At 70.5% G+C, this 16,818-nt stretch carries 14 protein-coding genes; 9 read left to right on the top strand and 5 right to left on the bottom strand.

Annotated features, from left to right (window positions below; translation table 11 throughout):
* The first annotated feature begins 30 nt into the window (after window positions 1–30).
* Window positions 31–942, top strand: a complete 912-nt coding sequence (locus AC4GYY_RS06505) for a hypothetical protein (RefSeq protein WP_491119453.1) — start codon at window positions 31–33, stop codon at window positions 940–942.
* Window position 943: 1 nt separating this feature from the next.
* Here AC4GYY_RS06505 and AC4GYY_RS06510 read toward each other — a convergent pair whose 3' ends face one another.
* The gene (locus AC4GYY_RS06510; RefSeq protein WP_491119454.1) at window positions 944–1,387 is read right to left on the bottom strand and encodes a hypothetical protein; all 444 of its coding nucleotides are present in this window, start codon (window positions 1,385–1,387) and stop codon (window positions 944–946) included.
* 103 nt (window positions 1,388–1,490) lie between these two features.
* On the opposite strand from AC4GYY_RS06510, the gene AC4GYY_RS06515 reads away from it, so the two are divergent.
* From AC4GYY_RS06515 to AC4GYY_RS06535, 5 genes are read left to right on the top strand one after another with little or no spacing between them, the layout of a single operon-like run.
* Window positions 1,491–1,958: a MarR family winged helix-turn-helix transcriptional regulator gene (locus tag AC4GYY_RS06515; protein WP_491119455.1), complete on the top strand. Its 468-nt coding sequence runs from the start codon at window positions 1,491–1,493 to the stop codon at window positions 1,956–1,958.
* A complete protein-coding gene (locus AC4GYY_RS06520; protein ID WP_491119456.1) occupies window positions 1,955–3,346 on the top strand; it encodes an efflux transporter outer membrane subunit in 1,392 nt (463 codons plus the stop codon). The genes AC4GYY_RS06515 and AC4GYY_RS06520 overlap by 4 nt, the downstream gene beginning before the upstream one ends.
* Entirely contained in the window at window positions 3,343–4,533 is a 1,191-nt protein-coding gene (locus AC4GYY_RS06525; protein ID WP_491119457.1) for an HlyD family secretion protein, read from the top strand. The genes AC4GYY_RS06520 and AC4GYY_RS06525 overlap by 4 nt, the downstream gene beginning before the upstream one ends.
* A complete protein-coding gene (locus tag AC4GYY_RS06530) occupies window positions 4,533–6,077 on the top strand; it encodes a DHA2 family efflux MFS transporter permease subunit (protein ID WP_491119458.1) in 1,545 nt (514 codons plus the stop codon). The genes AC4GYY_RS06525 and AC4GYY_RS06530 overlap by 1 nt, the downstream gene beginning before the upstream one ends.
* 7 nt (window positions 6,078–6,084) lie before the next feature.
* The gene (locus tag AC4GYY_RS06535; protein ID WP_491119459.1) at window positions 6,085–7,359 is read left to right on the top strand and encodes a glycerate kinase type-2 family protein; all 1,275 of its coding nucleotides are present in this window, start codon (window positions 6,085–6,087) and stop codon (window positions 7,357–7,359) included.
* Between the two features lie 4 nt (window positions 7,360–7,363).
* On the opposite strand, the gene AC4GYY_RS06540 is transcribed toward AC4GYY_RS06535, so the two are convergent.
* Together AC4GYY_RS06540 and AC4GYY_RS06545 are read right to left on the bottom strand one after the other, a co-directional pair.
* On the bottom strand, window positions 7,364–8,215 hold the full coding sequence (locus tag AC4GYY_RS06540) for a fumarylacetoacetate hydrolase family protein (protein ID WP_491119460.1): 852 nt from the start codon (window positions 8,213–8,215) through the stop codon (window positions 7,364–7,366).
* 199 nt (window positions 8,216–8,414) lie between these two features.
* Complete coding sequence (locus AC4GYY_RS06545) at window positions 8,415–10,283, bottom strand: AMP-binding protein (RefSeq protein ID WP_491119461.1); 1,869 nt, start codon at window positions 10,281–10,283, stop codon at window positions 8,415–8,417.
* Window positions 10,284–10,443: 160 nt separating this feature from the next.
* On the opposite strand from AC4GYY_RS06545, the gene AC4GYY_RS06550 reads away from it, so the two are divergent.
* Window positions 10,444–11,223: an SDR family NAD(P)-dependent oxidoreductase gene (locus tag AC4GYY_RS06550; protein WP_491119462.1), complete on the top strand. Its 780-nt coding sequence runs from the start codon at window positions 10,444–10,446 to the stop codon at window positions 11,221–11,223.
* A gap of 17 nt (window positions 11,224–11,240) precedes the next feature.
* Here AC4GYY_RS06550 and AC4GYY_RS06555 read toward each other — a convergent pair whose 3' ends face one another.
* Window positions 11,241–13,337: a S8 family serine peptidase gene (locus AC4GYY_RS06555; RefSeq protein ID WP_491119463.1), complete on the bottom strand. Its 2,097-nt coding sequence runs from the start codon at window positions 13,335–13,337 to the stop codon at window positions 11,241–11,243.
* Window positions 13,338–13,419: 82 nt separating this feature from the next.
* The gene (locus tag AC4GYY_RS06560; protein ID WP_491119464.1) at window positions 13,420–14,586 is read right to left on the bottom strand and encodes an acyl-CoA dehydrogenase family protein; all 1,167 of its coding nucleotides are present in this window, start codon (window positions 14,584–14,586) and stop codon (window positions 13,420–13,422) included.
* 116 nt (window positions 14,587–14,702) lie between these two features.
* On the opposite strand from AC4GYY_RS06560, the gene AC4GYY_RS06565 reads away from it, so the two are divergent.
* Together AC4GYY_RS06565 and AC4GYY_RS06570 are read left to right on the top strand one after the other, a co-directional pair.
* A complete protein-coding gene (locus tag AC4GYY_RS06565; protein WP_491119465.1) occupies window positions 14,703–15,617 on the top strand; it encodes an SDR family NAD(P)-dependent oxidoreductase in 915 nt (304 codons plus the stop codon).
* Between the two features lie 8 nt (window positions 15,618–15,625).
* Complete coding sequence (locus tag AC4GYY_RS06570; RefSeq protein ID WP_491119466.1) at window positions 15,626–16,798, top strand: acyl-CoA dehydrogenase family protein; 1,173 nt, start codon at window positions 15,626–15,628, stop codon at window positions 16,796–16,798.
* Window positions 16,799–16,818: the final 20 nt, after the last annotated feature.

A 16,818-nucleotide genomic window follows, 5' to 3' on the forward strand; every position in this document is an offset into this window, starting at 1 on the left:
GGTGGAGGACCGCCTCCGGGGGGAACAGACATGCACAAACTGCCGGCTTGGACCGCTCTTGCCCTGCTTTCGGGCTGCACCTCGCTCGATCTCAACGCTGCATTGGGGACGCCCAAGAACCCGTATCCGGTCTTCGCGACGCCGGGCGCACCCAAGGGCAAGGAGCCGCCGCTCGACCAGGTGGTGGGCCCATTGTACCGTGTCCTGTCGGAAGCGCACTCCCCCACCGGCGTGTTATGGGCGGACCCGACGATCCCGGCCGATGCCAGAGCCCTTCCTTCGGCCGATGCGACAGCCACTCCGTCTCGAGACGCTTCCGGGAGCGCCGCGATCCGCCGCTACATCGCCGCGGGCTTCGCCCTGTCGGACATCTACTGTTCCCGCTTCTTCACGAAGACCGACGAGGCGTATCGCCGCCGCCGGTTCGGGCGGACGCTGACGAACGACGTGGGCACTGCCGTCTCGACGGTACTGGGGCTTGCGAACGCCGGAGAAAACGTCGTCACCGGCATGGCCGCCGCGGTCGGCCTGGCCGATTCGGCATGGCGCAACTACGACGACTCGTTCGTGATTTCGCCCGATCTCAGCAACGTTCAGGCGCTCGTCTTCGCCGCGCAGGACAATTACCGCGCGACCTCGCTCCAGGGGACCGCGAAGGTGCCCTCTGATTACGCCAGCGCACAGACGGTGATCCTCCGGTACGCCAACTTGTGCTCGTTCCTCGGCATGAAGGCGCTCATGGATCAGTCTGCGGGCCAGCAGCGCGAAGCGCTCAACCAGAAGACCGACGCCGTGAACGGCAACGCGGCCTCCAAAGGGTCGAGCGCCGGCACGTCGGAGACGCCGGAGACCTCCTCGCCGCCCGCCGGGCAGCAGCCGCAGGACCCCCACGAGCCGGTCACGGCGCTGCCGGCGATCTCGCCGAACAGCCCGGAATCCTAGCTCACTCGCCCATGTAAGCCTGCGGGTCGGGCGTCGGCAGCTTGCATGCGCGGGTATGCCCGCGCTCGCACGCGGCGACCTGGGCGCGCCAGTCGGCCATCGCCTGGGCGTAGGCGCCCTCGCGCTGCTCCTGGATCGCGGCGTCGGTCGCGATCTCGCGGTGGCGGGCGCGCATCGCCGCGCGGTACGCCATCCGGTCCTTGGTCGCCTGGACCGGGTCGATCGCGCTGGGCGAGGTTTGCGCGGCGACCGCGTTGTTGGCGTCGGCGACGCCGGGGGCGCTCTCCGCGGCGATGGCGTTGCTGCGGGGCGTGTTGCTGTCGTGCCCGGGATCGTAGGGCAGCGGCGTGCTCGGCCGGTCGGCCGGGTTGGGCGCGGTCGTCTGAGCGACGGCCGGTCCAGCGAACGCGAGCGCGGCGGCAAGCGCAATCAGCGATCTGGTCATGAACATCTCCTAAGTGCGGATCACGCAACTGTTTCGAGCAACGGCACGGCGGCGAAACGGTTCCGCACTTGACTGCCTTGGCAACGGTTGCCAGATCAACCGTATGACCTTCTACGACTCCGTCCCTTTCACACCCGAGTCGTCGATCGGCTATCTCTCGCGCCGGTTCTACCAGGCGCAGGTCGCGGCGCTCGAACCGATCTTCGCGGCCGAGGGGATCAGCATGATCCACTGGTCGGCGTTGGTGTTCATCCACGTGCACGGACCCACGACCGGGATCGAGGTCGCCCGCGACCTCGCCTACGACAAGGGAGCGGTCACCCGGCTGCTCGACACGCTGGAGGGCAAGGGCCTGCTCACCCGCACCCGCAACACCGACGACCGCCGCTGCGTCGACCTCGAGCTGACCGACGAGGGACGCGCCGTCGCGATGCGCTGCAAGGAGCAGGTCACCGCGCGCTGGAACGCCTGGCTCGAAGGCTGGCCCGAAGCGGACGTCCACCAGCTGCTCGGCAACCTGACGAGGCTGCGCACCCGCATCGAGGCCGATCTGGTGGAGACCGCTGCGTGAAGCTCATCCTCCTGCTCGCCGCGCTCCTCGCCGGCTGCGCCCCCGACATCCGACCGGTGCTGACCCCCAAGCCCGCCGCCGAGCTCGGCTTGACCGGTCCGGTCGTCCCGCAGGTCGATCGCGAATGGTGGCGCGCGTTCGGCGACCCCCAGCTCGACCGCCTCGTCGCAGATGCGCTCGCCGGCAGCCCGACGCTCGAAGCCGCCACCGCGCGCGTCCGCCAGGCGGAGGCGGCACTCCGCCAGCGCCGTGCCGACGACGGTCCGAACGTCACGCTCGACGCCGACTCGCAGGTCGCACGCCTGTCGGGCCGCTACACGATTCCGCCGCCCTATGCGGGAACCGTGCGGTACATCGGCACCGGCGCTGCCAACCTCAGCTGGAACCTCGACCTGTTCGGCCGCCAGCGCGCCGCGATCGAGGGCGCGCGCGCCTCGGCGCAGGCAGCGGGGCTCGACGTCGAGGCGGCGAAGCTGATGCTCGCCGGCGCGGTGGTCCAATCGTACCTCGACATGGCCCGGGCCGAGCGCCAGGCGACGATCGCACGCGCGTCGATCGCCACGCGCGAAGGCTCGCTGCGCCTCGTGAACGTCCGCATTCGTAACCAGCTCGCCTCGAAACTCGACGCGACCGCGGCGCAGACTTTGCTCGCCCAGGCGCGCCAGGCGGCGGAACGCGCGACGGGGCAGCGGGCGCTCGCCGCCAACGCGCTTGCGGCGCTGGCGGGGCACGGCGCGGACTATGCCGCCGCGATCCGGCCGACCGCGCTGCGGCTCGATGCGCTCGCGTTGCCGCACGTGCTCCCCGCCGACCTGCTCGCCCGCCGCGCCGACGTGGCCGCAGCGCAGGCGCGGATCGCGGCGGCGGCGGCGGGTCGACAGGTCGCGCGCCGCGCTTACTACCCCAACGTCAATCTGATCGCGACCGTGGGGCTCCAGGCGATCGGCGTCGGCAATTTCTTCAACCTCGACGCGGCCCAGGTCGGCAGCGGCGGCGCGCTCCACCTGCCGATCTTCGACCACGGTCGCCTCCGCGCCGACCTCGTCGCCGCAACCGCGGTGCAGGACGCGGCGATCGCGGACTATGACCGGATCGTCGTCACCGCCGCGCGCGAGGGCGCGGATGCGGTCGCCTCGGTCCAGACGCTCGGCGCGCAGCAGGCGCAGGCGGGCGAGGTCGTGCGCGGCTTTTCCGAGACGAGCCGGCTCAACGGCGTCCGCGTCCGCTCCGGGCTCGAATCGCGGCTCGACCTCGTCGACACCGACATTCGCCTGCTCGACGCGCAGCTGACGCTCGCCAACCTCCAGTTCGACGCCGCGCTCGCCCGCGTCCAGCTGGCGCTGGCGCTCGGCGGCGGCTTCTCCGCTCCCCAGGACGCGAACCCATGACCGATACGCCCGCCGATCCGCAAGCGACCGTCCAGCCGCGCGAGACCGCGCCGCCGCCGGTCACTGGAAAGCCGCGCGCCCGCCGCCGCGCCTTCCTGGTCCTGGGCGTCGTCGTCGCGATCGGGCTGATCGTCTGGGCGGTCTTCACCTTCCTGCTCGCCAAGCCCGAGCAGGAGACCGACGACGCCTATGTCGCCGGCGACGTCGTCGCGATCACCGCGCGCGATCCCGGCACCGTGCTGGCGCTCCACGCCGACAACACCCAGACGGTGAAGGCCGGGCAGCCGCTGATCGACCTCGATCCCGCCACCGTCGACGTCAACCTCGCCGCCGCGGAGGCCGATCTGGCGAAGGCCGTCCGCGCCACGCGCGCCGACTTCACCCGCGTGACCCAAGGGTCCGCGACGATCGTCCAGGCGCAAGCCGAGCTCGCCCGCGCCGAGGATGACCTTCGCCGCCGCCGCGGCGCCGCGGCCGAGGGTGCGGTCTCGGGCGAGGAGCTCAGCCACGCCGCCGATCAGGTGAAGGTGGCCCGCGCCAATCTCGCGCTCGCGCGCGAGCAGCAGGCGCAGGCGCGCACCACGGTCGGCGGCACCAGCGTCGACACCAACCCGGCGGTGCTCGCCGCCACCGCCGCCTATCGCCGCGCGGCGATCGTCCGCAGCCACATGCACATCGTCGCGCCGGTCGACGGCGTCGTGGCGCAGCGTACCGTCCAGCTCGGCCAGCAGATCGCGGCGGGCACCCCGCTGATGGCGGTCGTCCCGCTCGGCCGCGCCTGGGTCGACGCGAACTTCCGCGAGACCCAGCTGAAGGACCTGCGGATCGGCCAGCCCGCCACCGTCATCGCCGACACCTATGGCGACGACACCGTCTTCCACGGCCGCGTCGTCGGGGTCGGTGCGGGCAGCGGCAATGCCTTCGCGCTGTTGCCGCCGCAGAACGCCAGCGGCAACTGGATCAAGATCGTCCAGCGCGTGCCCGTCCGCATCGCGCTCGATCCGAAGGAGCTCGCCAGCCACCCGCTGCGCATCGGCCTCTCGGTCAAGGCGACGGTCGACACCGCGAACACCGGCGGCGCGCGCCTGGGCGAGACCGCCGCCGCGCCCTATTCCGGCACGCTGCCGCCGGCGCTCGATCCGCAGGTGGAGGCGCGGATTCGCCAGATCGTCTCGGCGAACCGCTGATGGCGTCCGCGCCCGCTGGCCCCGCCCCTCTCACCGGCGGCCGGCTCGCGCTGATCGCCTTCGCGCTGGCGCTCGGCACCTTCATGATGGTGCTCGACACCACCATCGCCAACGTCTCGCTGCCGACGATCGCCGGCAATCTGGGCGTATCGAGCGACAATTCGACCTGGATCGTCACCGCCTTCGCGGTCGCCAACGGCGTGTTCGTGCCGCTGACCGGCTGGCTGATGGGCCGGTTCGGCGTGGTGCGCACCTTCTGCGTCGCGGTGGCGCTGTTCACCGTCGCCTCGTTCCTGTGCGGGATCGCGTGGAGCCTGCCCTCGCTGATCGCCTTCCGCATCCTCCAGGGCGCGGTGGCGGGGCCGATCATGCCGGGCAGCCAGGCGCTGCTGATCTCGGTCTTTCCGTCCGACAAGCGCGCGACGGCGCTGGGCATCTGGTCGATGACGACGCTGGTCGCGCCGATCATGGGGCCGATCCTGGGCGGTTACATCAGCGACAATTACCATTGGAGCTGGATCTTCCTGATCAACGTGCCCTTCGGCATCTTCGTCGCGCTGATCTGCTGGAACGGCCTCAAGTCGCGCGAGACGCCGACGCGGAAGCTGCCGATCGACACCGTCGGGCTGGGGTTGCTCGTCCTGTGGGTCGGTTCGCTCCAGATGATGCTCGATCTCGGCAAGAATGCCGACTGGTTCAACGACACGACGATCGTGGTCATGTCCGTGATCGCCGCGATCGGCTTCGTCGCCTGGGTGATCTGGGAGTTGACCGACGAGCACCCCGCGGTCGATCTGACGCTCTTCAAGAACCGCAATTTCGCGATCGGCTCGGTCGCCTTCTGCCTCGGCTATGCGGTGTTCTTCGCCAACATCCTGCTGCTCCCGCTCTGGCTCCAGACCCAGGTCGGCTACACCGCGACCTGGGCCGGGCTGATCGCGGCGCCGAGCGGGATCGTGGCGGTGCTGCTCACCCCGTTCGTCGCGCGTCTCTCCGGCAAGATCGATGCGCGTATCCTGGCGACCGTCGCCTTCGCGAGCTTCGCCGTCTCCTATTGGATGCGTGCGGGCTACACCGCCACCGCGAGCGCCTGGGACTTCACGCTGCCGCTGATGGTGCAGGGGGTCGCGATGAGCACCTTCTTCCTGTCGATGCTCACCATCTCGCTGGACGGTATCGCGCCGCAGCGGTTGCCGTCGGCGACCGGCATGTCGAACTTCACCCGCATCGTCGCCGGCTCGTTCGCGGCCTCGATCATCACCACCGCCTGGGACCGGCGCGAGGCGCTGCACCAGGGACGGCTGGCGGAGGCGGTGGGCAGCGGCATGCCGTTCCAGATGGCGCGCCAGCAGCTCGAGGCGTTGGGCATGACCTCGACCCAGGCGGCGGCCGCGGTGACCCGTCAGCTCGTCGGGCAGGCGTATCTGCTCGCCTCGACCGACCTGTTCGCGCTGTCGGCGGTGCTCTCGGGCGCGCTGACGCTGATCGTCTGGTTCACCCGTCGTCCCGCGGCGAACGGCGCCGCGCACGCCGCCGCGGACTGAGCGGACCATGACCGCCGCGGACCCGACGGCGCGCGGACTCCTGCTCGATCTGTTCGCCGCCGCCGTCGATGCCGCGCGCCCCTCCCGCCGGGTCCCGCCGCACCTTCCCTCGCCGCCTCGCGGGCGGACCGTCGTGATCGGGGCGGGCAAGGCGGCGGCGGCGATGGCGCAGGCGGTCGAGGCACATTGGCCGGGAGAGCTCTCCGGCCTCGTCGTCACCTGCTACGGCCATCGCGCGCCGTGCCGACGCATCCGCGTGCTCGAGGCCGCGCATCCGGTGCCGGACGCCGCCGGCGTCGCCGCGACCGCGGCGATGCTCGAGGCGGTGTCGGGGCTGACCGCCGACGATCTCGTGCTCTGCCTGCTGTCGGGCGGGGGGTCGGCGTTGCTGCCCGCGCCGCCGCCCGGTGTCACCCTGGCCGAGGAGCAGGCGTTGGCGCGGGCGCTGCTGCGCTCCGGAGCCGCGATCGGCGAGATCAACTGCGTCCGCAAGCACGTCTCGCGGATCAAGGGCGGCCGGCTGGCGCTCGCCGCGCGGCCCGCCCGGCTGGTGACGCTGGCCATCTCCGACGTGCCCGGCGACGATCCGGCGACGATCGCCTCCGGTCCGACCGTCGCCGATCCGACCACGCGCGAGGACGCGATGGCGATCCTGTCGCGATCTGCGATCCAGCCTCCCGCCAGCATCGCCGCGTGGCTGGCGAACCCCGAAAGCGAGACGCCCAAACCCGGCGCGTTGCCCGACGCCGACGTCCGCATCGTCGCCAATGCGGCGGTCGCGCTCGCGGCGGCGGCGTCGGTGGCGCGGACCGCGGGGTACATGCCGCTGATCCTCGGCGACGCGATCGAGGGCGAGGCGGCGGCGGTCGGAGCGGAGCAGGCGGCGCTCGCCCGTCGCATCCTGGCGGGCGAGGGCCCGATCGCGCCGCCGTGCGCGATCCTGTCCGGAGGAGAGACCAGCGTAACCGTGCGGGGCGACGGCCGCGGCGGACGCAACGCCGAGTTCCTGCTCGCGCTGACGGTCGCGCTCCGGGGCGCAGCGGGAGTTCACGCGATCGCCGCCGACAGCGATGGGATCGACGGGACCGAGGACAATGCCGGGGCGACGATGGACCCGACCTCGCTCGCACGGGCGGAAAGGCTCGGTCTCGATCCGGAAGCGTTCCTGCGCCGTAACGACGCCTATTCGCTCTTCGCAGCGCTCGGCGATCTGGTCGTCACCGGGCCGACGCTGACCAACGTCAACGATTTCCGCGCGATCCTGATCGACGAGGTCGTCTAGCCGCTCACGCGCCTTCCTGGACGACCGGATTGGCGAGACGGCCGAGTCGCTCCAACTCGACGACGCATTCGTCGCCCGGCTTCAGCCAGACCGGCGGGGTACGCGCCGCGCCGACCCCGGCGGGAGTACCCGAGAAGATAATGTCGCCGGGCGCCAGCGTCATCACCTCGGAAAGGGTCGCGATCAGCGTCGGCACGTCGAAGATCATGTCATCGGTCGATCCGTTCTGGAGTTCGACGCCGTTGACGCGCGTGGTGAGCCGCAGCCCGCGACAGCCTTCCGGAAGCTCGTCGGGGGTGACCAGTTCGGGGCCGAACGCGCCGCTCGCGTCCCAGGTCTTCCCCATCGTCCATTGCGGCGACTTGCGCTGATAGTCGCGGATCGAGCCGTCGTTGCCCAGCGCATAGCCGGCGACATGCGCCAGCGCGTCCGCCCTGGCGATGCGGCGTCCGCCGCGGCCGATCACGACCACGAGTTCCGCCTCATAGTCGAACATCTCCGAAGCGTTCGGGCGGACGATCGGCGCTCCCGCGCCGACCAGGCTCGTCGCGAACCGAGCGAACACGGTCGGATAATCGGGCGGCGTGAACCCGCTTTCCGCCGAATGATGGGCGTAGTTCAGCCCGACGCACAGGATCTTGTCGGGACGCGGCACCGGCGGGAGAAGCGTGATCGCCGACTCGTCGAGCACCGGCGCCGTGGCGAGCGTCCGCGCCAAGGCGGCGAGCGCATCGGGCTCCGCGAGACACGCCTTCAGGTCCGCCCCGAGCGTCGCTACGGAGGCCCCCCGGTACCCTCTCTCGGTCCGAAGCCCGACACCCTCCGCGCCGTCGGCGGAATAGGTGATGAAACGCATCGCGCCCTCCAAGACAGCGGTGACGAAGGTGGCGGCCCATAGCCGTCGGGCGCGCCCTCGCCACCATCGAAAATCGCTTGCCCGCGACGGCGTCGATTGTGGCCGGCGAACCAATCCGACGAAATCGGCGCTCGCAACAGACGTTCGCGTCGGACGGTACGTCGGCCCTCGTCCGCGCGCCGGCCGAGGTCAGCCCGCCTCAGTCGTCCCCCAGGTCGACCACGCCGTCGGCAAGTGGTTCGGCGTAGAGGCTGTCGACCAGCGCGGCGCGCGCGGTGAGCGCGGCGCGCTGGTTGACGTAGCCCTTGTCAGTGATCTCGCCCGCGTCGATCGACGGCGGATCGCGCAGGATCACCAACCGCCGCACCCGCCGCGATCCGCCTCCTGCGGAAGCGTTGAACGCCCGCAGCTGCTCGGCGACCAGTGCGGTGAGCGTCTCGATCGGATCGCTCCCCGGCGCCGCTTGCGCGAGGGTCTGGAGCGCCGTCGGCGACGGCCAGGCGAGCACGCCGACGAAGGGCTTGTCCTGCCCCGCGATCACCGCATCGTGGAGGTAGGGCGAACAGGCGGCGACGACGTCGGGGCGCAGCGTGCCGACCGAGACCCAGGTCCCGCTCGAGAGCTTGAAGTCCTCCGTCACGCGGCCATCGAACACGAGACCCTCCTCGGGCCGGTCGGGATCGAGGAAGCGCGCCGCGTCGCCGAGCTTGTAGAACCCCTCCTCGTCGAAGGCGGCGGCGGTCCGCTCGGGATCGCCGTGGTAACCGGTCGTCACGGTCGGTCCCTTGACCCGGACCTCCAGCTTGTCGCCCGAGGGGACCAGCTTGAGCGTCGTTCCCGGCAGCGGCAGCCCGATCAACCCGACCCGCTCGGTCGCCCAATGGACGACCGTTATTCCTTGCGTCTCGGTCGCGCCGTACATGGTGAGGAACGGCAGCCGCTCGCCCGTCTCGGCGATCGCGAGCGCCTGCATCCGCTCGTACAGGTCGTTCGACAGCGTCGCGCCACCGTAGCCCATCGAGTTGAGGTTGCGGAAGAAGCTGGCGCGGAGGCGGGGATCGCGCTCCATCGCGTCCGCGAGCATCGCGTAGGCGACCGGCGCCGAGCCGAACCCGGTCGGCGAGACCTCGTAGAGGTTCTTGATCGTCGTCTCGAACAGCCCCGGCACTGGCTTCCCCTCGTCGAGGTAGAGCGTGCCGCCGGCATGCAGGTTGCCGTTGAAGTGGATGTTGCCCGCCGAGATGTGACTCCACGGCATCCAGTCGAGCGACGTCGGAGGGACGCGCTCCTCGCCGGCGTCGTCGCGCAGTCCCTCCTGCCCGGCGATGACGTGGACCATCATGCCGTGGGTCTGCGGGACGCCCTTGGGCATGCCCGTCGAGCCGGAGGTGAAGAGGTATTTGGCGACGGTCGCATGCCCGATCGTATCGCGGCGCTCGGCGATGGCGGCGGTCGGCTCGGTCGCGGTCAGATCGGCGAAGCGGGTCGTTGCGTCACCGCCATCGACGGTGACGAGCGCAAGGTCGGGATCGAGCGCGCGGAGCGTCACGAAGGCGCGCGCGAACGGCCCGGCTTCCTGCGCGAACACGACCCTCGGCCGCACCGTCGCGAAGGCGTGCTTGAGCTTGGCGTGATCGGTCGAGACCAGGCTGTACGCCGGGCTGATCGGTGCGGCGGGGACGCCCGCGGTATAGCAGCCCAGCATCAGCAGCGCCTGCTCGATCGAATTGGCCGACAGGATCAGCACGCTGTCGTCCGCGCCCATCCCGCGGTCGAGCAGCCACTGCGCGATTCCGTCGGCCGCGCGCTTCGCCTCGCCGTAGGTGACGCCGCGCCAGGGACCGTGCCCCGGCTCACGTTGCATGAGGAACGGGCGTTCGGGATGGTCGGCCGCGCGCTCGGCGAAGAGGTGCGCGATCGAGCGTGCGGTGGGGCCGAGCGAGTGGTTCGAGCGGATCAGGATGCTGCCGTCGGCACGGCGGTCGACGGTGACGTCGGGACCCTTCTGCGGCAGGCGCCGGAAGGGCGGATTGGCGGGAGTAGGGCGGACCGCCACGGCAGCTTCCATCGTCGTCTCTCCTGGCCGGGGCGATTCCCACGGTCGCGCGCATCCTGTCGACTTCTCTCGCGTCGCTCAAGCGATCGTTTTAGATGGGCACCGGCACGCTTGCCGCGGCGACGCGGGTCGCCGACACGAGCGCGGACGCGATCGATCGTGAGGTGAGAGGATGGATCTGGAACTGGCGGGCAAGGTCGTGTTCGTCGCGGGCGGCAGCCGGGGCATCGGGCGGGGCATCGTCGAGGCGTGCCTTGCCGAGGGGGCTAGGGTCGCGATCACCGCGCGCGGCGCGGAGGGACTCGAGACGGCCCGCGCCGACCTGGCGGCGCGGTTCGGCGCGGCGAACGTGGCGGCGCAAGCCGGCGACATGACCGACGCCGCCGCGGTCGAGCGCGCCCTCGTCTGGGCCGAGGAGGCGCTGGGGCCGATCGACGGCGCGGTCGCCAACGTCGGCCTGTATCCGACCCCCCCGGGGTTCGAGATCGACGACGCGACCTGGCGCGGGGCGTTCGCGCAGAATCTCGATTCCGCATTCTTCCTCGCCCGCGCGGCGCTGCGGCGGATGGTCCCGCGCGGCGAGGGCGCGCTGCTGATGATCAGCTCGATCGCCGGGCTGGCGGCGAAGGGCACACCGCTCACCTACGGCACCGCCAAGGCGGCGATGAACCACATGGCGAAAGAATTGGCGGTGATCGCCGGACCCAGCGGTGTGCGGGTCAACACGATCGCGCCGGGAAACATCCTGTTCCCCGGCGGCGACTGGGAGGAGCGGACCCGAGACGGCGCGCCGCGCGCGGAGAACTGGCTGCGCTGGATCCGGCGCGAGGTGCCGCTGAGGCGCTTCGGCGCGCCCGAGGAGATCGGCGCGATGGCGGCCTTCCTGCTCAGCCCGCGTGCGAGCTTCGTCACGGGCGCGGTGATTCCGGTCGACGGTGGTCAGCACCGCTGATCGCCGCCACGGCGGGGTCAGGCGAGCGGCAGGTGCGAGAACCCGGCGTCCGGCGCGAACAGCGGCCCCGCTCGGTCGACGAACACGAAGTCGTCCGGCCCGAGCGCGTCCGGGCTGACGCCCGCCACGTCGATCCGCGACGATCCGAACGCGACGATGGCGCCGCCCTGCCCGTCGTCGCCGATCGCGAGATCGTCGAAGGTCGGCGCGCCCGCCTCGCGGATCAGGATGCGGTCGCCCTGACCCGCGCGGAAGTCGACGATCATGTCGGCCCCGCTCGCGGCGGAGAAGACGAAGGTGTCCGCGCCGCCCCCGCCCGTCAGCCGATCGTCGCCGGCGCCGCCGACCAGAATGTCGTCGCCCGCCCCGCCGCCCAGGACGTCGCTCCCGCGCAACCCGGTGATCCGTTCGGCCAGATCGTATCCCATGATCGCGTCGCCGCCCCGCGTCGCGGCGCCGTGAGCGGCAAAGTCGACGGTCACCGTCTCGCCAGCCCCGACCGCGACGGTCCGCGACGCGCTGGCGATGGCGTCGAGCGCGCCCATGATGCTGAGTTCGCCGCCGGTCAGCACCTTGCCCTGGAGCGAGGCGAGCGGCGTGACGCCGGCGAGCAGCGCCGCCTTGATCTCGGCAAGCGACAGATCGGGCGCGAGCGACATCAGCAGCGCGACCGCGCCCGCGACGTGCGGCGTTGCCATCGAGGTGCCGTAGGCGGAGCCGTAGGAGCCGTCCCAGACCGGATAGGTGCTCATGATGTTCACGCCCGGCGCGGCCAGATCGACCGAGGTCAGCCCGTAGTTCGAGAAATCGGCGAGCCGCTGGTAGCCGTCCACCGCCGCCACGGCGATGATGTTGTCGAGCTTGAAGCTCGCCGGGTAGAAGCCGCGGACGTCGTTGTCGCTGCCGTTGTTCCCCGCGGCGGCGACGAACAGCCCGCCGGCGGCGATCGCGTCGCGCAGCCCGGTGTCGGGCCCGACGCCGTAGCTGTTGTTGGTGACCTGGACGCCCATCATCGTCGCATATTCGACCGCCCGGGTCGCATCGAAGCTGGTGCCGAAATTGTTCGCGTCGATGAACTTGAGCGGCATCAGCGACACGTCCCAGTTCACGCCCGCGACGCCGATCCCGTTGTCGCCGACCGCGCCGATCGTGCCGGCCGTATGAGTGCCGTGGAAGTAATCGTCGCTGGGATCGTTGTCGCCATTGACGAAATCCCAGCCGTGGATGTCGTCGACATAGCCGTTGCCGTCGTCGTCCTTGCCGTTTCCCGCGATCTCGCCCGGGTTCGTCCACAAATTGCCGGCGAGGTCGGGATGGGTCATGTCCATGCCGCTGTCGATGTCGGCGACGACGACCTTGGCGCTGCCGGTACCAAAGGCCCATGCCTCCGGCGCGTCGATCTGGTCGGGGCCGTATTGCTGGACGTAGCGCGGATCGTCGGGCGTGACCGCCACGTCCGCCGCGTGCGCGATGTAATTGGGGTTGGCGTAGGCGACCTGCCCGCTTGCGGTCAGCCGGGCGGCCGCATCCTCGATCGACACGCCGTCGAACTGCCAGAGCTGGACGCCGAGCGCGACCGTCGAGCCGACCAGCGTCGCGCCGACGCTCTGCATCAGCGCCTGCGTCTGCGCCGCCGGCATCGCGGCGTCGGCGAGCTTGACGACGAGCTGGCCTTCCACGTGCGGCAGCGTGAAATCGGCGGGAAGCGGGCCGAGCCCTGCCGCGGCAAGCTCGGCCTGCGATGCGGCGACCGCCGCCTTGAGCCGCTCGATCGGTGTCGGCTCCGGCGCCTCGATCGACGGCGCGGGGTCGACGAAGGACCAATGCTGCCACCCGAACTGCGCCCGAGCCACGACGTGATAGGTGCCGGGAGCGACCCCGTCGAATGCGTAATGGCCCGCCGCATCGCTCCTCGTGCTCCGCTCGCCGAGGTCGAGCCGACCGTTGTCGTTCGCGTCGAGGAACACCGTCCAGCCGCGCTGCCCGTCACCGCTCGCATCGTCGGCAAGCGTGCCCGCGATCGTGCCGGAGCGCGCCGCCGGCGATCCGCCGCGCGGCCCCAGCCTCTCGAACGTGGCCGAGACGTCGGTCGTCGTCTTGCCGTACCATGCCATCGGGATCACCTCGCCGCCGGGACCACGCTCAGGCTATGACTGCGCCGCGTCGAAGTAAATGCGATGCCGCAAGCCCTCATGCTCAGAACGAGCGCGGCATCCCCAGCACGTGTTCGCCGACGAACGAGAGGATCAGGTTCGCGCTGATCGGGGCGACCTGGTAGAGCCGGGTCTCGCGGAACTTGCGCTCGACATCGTACTCCGCCGCGAAGCCGAAGCCGCCGTGGGTCTGCATACAGGCGTTGGCGGCCTTCCACGACGATTCGGCGGCGAGATGCTTGGCCATGTTCGCCTCCGCGCCGCAAGGCTGCTGGGCATCGAACAGCCGGCACGCCTCGTAGCGCATCAGATCGGCGGCTCGGATCTCCATATAGGCTTGGGCGATCGGGAACTGGACGCCCTGGTTCTTGGCGATCGGGCGATCGAAGACGATCCGTTCGGAGCCGTAGGCGACCGCGCGCTCCACGAACCAGTAGCCGTCGCCGATACATTCCGCCGCGATCAGCGCGCGCTCGGCGTTCAATCCGTCGAGGATGTAGCGGAACCCCTTGCCCTCCTCGCCGATCAGCGAATCCGCGGGCAGCTCGAGCCCGTCGAAGAAGACCTCGTTGGTCTCGTGATTGACCATGTTGCGGATCGGCCGGATCTCCATGCCGTTCCCGATCGCCTTGTGCAGATCGACCAGGAAGATCGAAAGGCCGTCGGCCTTCTTCTTGACCTGCTCGAGCGGGGTGGTGCGGGCGAGAAGGATCATCAGGTCCGAATGCTGGATGCGGCTGATCCAGACCTTCTGGCCGGTCACGACATATGTATCGCCATGCCGCTCGGCGCGGGTCTTGAGTTCGGTCGTGTTGGTGCCGGTGGTCGGCTCGGTCACCGCCATCGACTGAAGGCGGACGCGGCCCGCGGCGATCTCGGGGAGGAAGCGCCGCTTCTGCTCCTCCGAGCCATGCCGCAGCAGCGTGTTCATGTTGTACATCTGGCCGTGGCACGCGCCCGAATTGCCGCCGGCTCGGTTGATCTCCTCCATGATGATCGAGGCTTCGGTGAGGCCCAGCCCGGCCCCGCCGAACGCCTCGGGGATCAGCGCGGCCATCCAGCCCGCCTCGGTCAGCGCCGCGACGAAGCCTTCCGGATAGGCGCGCGCCTCGTCGACCTCGCGAAAATAGGCGTCGCCGAACTCGCGGACGAGCGCGCGCACGGCGTCGCGGATTTCGGGAAAGTCGTCGCGGGCGGCGGGAATGGTCATCGGGGCGGACTCTCCTGGGATCGGGCAGGCTTCTACGGGCCGCGCGATCAAGGACGCAATCCGCGACCTTGCGCCGGTGAAGCGGGCGGCTTAGCCCGCGTTCGCAAGGAGCGTTGATGGCCATTCTCGACGGCAAGGTGGTGGCGGTGACCGGCGCTGGGCGCGGGATCGGGCGCGAGATCGCGCTGCTGTGCGCGCGCGAGGGCGCGGCCGTCGTGGTCAACGACCCCGGCGTCGGCGGCGGCGGCGAGGGTGGCGAGGCGGGGCCCGCCGAGCAGACGGTCGCCGACATCCGCGCGGCCGGCGGCGAGGCGCACGCCAATCTCGCCAGCGTCGCCGATCCCGCGGGCGCGACCTCGATCGTCGAGGGCGCCGTCCAGCAGTTCGGCCGAATCGACGCGGTGGTGAACAGCGCCGGCATCCTGCGCGACGCGATCTGGCACAAGATGAGTTTCGAGGACTGGCGGGCCGTCATCGACGTGCATCTCAACGGCGCGTTCCTGATCTCGAAGGCGGCGACGCCCTATTTCCGCGAGCAGCAGTCGGGCAGCTTCGTCCACTTCACCTCCACCACCGGGCTGATCGGCAACATCGGCCAGGCGAACTATTCGGCGGCGAAGGCGGGGATCGTCGGCCTCAGCCACGCGATCGCGCTCGACATGGCGCGCGTCGGGGTGCGCTCGAACTGCGTCGCACCCTTCGCGTGGAGCCGGATGACCTCGTCGGTTCCCGCCGACACGCCCGAGCAGAAGCTGCGCGTCGAGCGGTTCAAGACGATGGGGGCGGAGAAGATCGCGCCGCTGGTCGCCTTCCTCGCCTCGGACCGTGCCAAGGACGTCAACAACCAGATCTTCGCAGTCCGTCGCAACGAGATCTTGCTGTTCAACAAGCCGCGTCCGATCCGCTCGATGACCAAGGTCGAGGGCTGGACCCCCGAGACGATCGCAGACGAGCTGATCCCCGCTTTCCGCCCCGCCTTCGCGCGCGCGGACGAGGTGTCGGCGCACGTCTTCCCCTACGACCCGATCTGAGGCCCCCGATGAGCAATCCCGGCATGGACGCCGACACCTTCGACCAATTCATCGACCAGCTCCGCCGCTATGTCCGCGAGCGGATGATCCCGGCCGAGCGCGAGATCGTCGAGACCGACCGAATCCCCGCCGAAATCGTGCAGGAGATGCGCGACATGGGGCTGTTCGGGATCACCATCCCGGAAGAATACGGCGGCGCGGGCATGGGGATCGCGCAGTACACGCGCACCATCCGCGAGCTCGCCTATGCGATGCCCGCGTTCCGCTCGATCATCTCGATCAACATCGGCATGGTGACGAGCGCGCTCAAGAACGGCGGCACCGAGGAGCAGCGGCGCGAATGGCTGCCGCGGCTGGCGGCGGGCGAGATCGCGAGCTTCGGGCTGACCGAGCCGGGATCGGGCAGCGACTCCGCGGGAATGCAGACGACCGCGGTGCGCACAGGCAATGGCTGGGTGCTGAACGGCACCAAGCGCTACATCACCAACGCGCCGGACGCGCAGGTCGCGCTGATCATGGCGCGCACCAGCAAGGACCCGCTGCCCAAGAACGCGCACGTCTCCGCCTTCCTCGTGCCGATGGACACGCCCGGCGTCTCGCGCGGCAAGTCCGACAGGAAGATGGGCCAGGCCGGGAGCCACATTGCCGATATCATCCTGGAGGACGTCGACCTCCCCGCCGACGCGCTGCTGGGGCTCGAGGAGGGGAAGGGCTTCGCGACGGCGATGAAGAGCCTCGACAACGGCCGGCTGTCGGTCGCGGCGGCTTCCGTCGGCTATGCGCAGCGCGCGCTCGACTCGGCGCTGCGCTACGCGACCGAGCGCAAGGCGTTCGGCGAGCCGATCGTGAACTTCCAGCTGATCCAGGCGATGCTCGCCGACAGCGACATCGAGATCTACGCCGCGACGACGATGCTGGAGGACGCCGCGCGTCGCGCCGACGCGGGCGAGACCGTGCTGCGCAAGGCCGCGGCCGCCAAGGTCTTCGCCAGCGAGGCGTGCGGGCGGATCGTCGACCGGGTGGTGCAGGTCTATGGCGGCGCGGGCTACCTCGCCGAATATGACGCCGAACGCTTCTTCCGCGATGCGCGGGTGTACCGGATCTACGAGGGCACGACGCAGATCCTCCAGCTCCAGATCGCCAAGCACATGCTGCGCGAGTTCGCCGCGGCGGGGGTCTGAGCGAATGATCGCATGCTTCC

This window comes from Sphingomonas sp. SP6, assembly GCF_058313435.1.

What these genes read in the sequence shown, in the direction of transcription:
- AC4GYY_RS06505 (WP_491119453.1), top strand. Translation starts at nt 31, where the DNA reads ATGCACAAACTGCCGGCTTGGACCGCTCTTGCCCTGCTTTCGGGCTGC.
- AC4GYY_RS06510 (WP_491119454.1), bottom strand. Translation starts at nt 1,387, where the DNA reads ATGACCAGATCGCTGATTGCGCTTGCCGCCGCGCTCGCGTTCGCTGGA.
- AC4GYY_RS06515 (WP_491119455.1), top strand. Translation starts at nt 1,491, where the DNA reads ATGACCTTCTACGACTCCGTCCCTTTCACACCCGAGTCGTCGATCGGC.
- AC4GYY_RS06525 (WP_491119457.1), top strand. Translation starts at nt 3,343, where the DNA reads ATGACCGATACGCCCGCCGATCCGCAAGCGACCGTCCAGCCGCGCGAG.
- AC4GYY_RS06530 (WP_491119458.1), top strand. Translation starts at nt 4,533, where the DNA reads ATGGCGTCCGCGCCCGCTGGCCCCGCCCCTCTCACCGGCGGCCGGCTC.
- AC4GYY_RS06535 (WP_491119459.1), top strand. Translation starts at nt 6,085, where the DNA reads ATGACCGCCGCGGACCCGACGGCGCGCGGACTCCTGCTCGATCTGTTC.
- AC4GYY_RS06540 (WP_491119460.1), bottom strand. Translation starts at nt 8,215, where the DNA reads ATGCGTTTCATCACCTATTCCGCCGACGGCGCGGAGGGTGTCGGGCTT.
- AC4GYY_RS06545 (WP_491119461.1), bottom strand. Translation starts at nt 10,283, where the DNA reads ATGGAAGCTGCCGTGGCGGTCCGCCCTACTCCCGCCAATCCGCCCTTC.
- AC4GYY_RS06550 (WP_491119462.1), top strand. Translation starts at nt 10,444, where the DNA reads ATGGATCTGGAACTGGCGGGCAAGGTCGTGTTCGTCGCGGGCGGCAGC.
- AC4GYY_RS06555 (WP_491119463.1), bottom strand. Translation starts at nt 13,337, where the DNA reads ATGGCATGGTACGGCAAGACGACGACCGACGTCTCGGCCACGTTCGAG.
- AC4GYY_RS06560 (WP_491119464.1), bottom strand. Translation starts at nt 14,586, where the DNA reads ATGACCATTCCCGCCGCCCGCGACGACTTTCCCGAAATCCGCGACGCC.
- AC4GYY_RS06565 (WP_491119465.1), top strand. Translation starts at nt 14,703, where the DNA reads ATGGCCATTCTCGACGGCAAGGTGGTGGCGGTGACCGGCGCTGGGCGC.
- AC4GYY_RS06570 (WP_491119466.1), top strand. Translation starts at nt 15,626, where the DNA reads ATGAGCAATCCCGGCATGGACGCCGACACCTTCGACCAATTCATCGAC.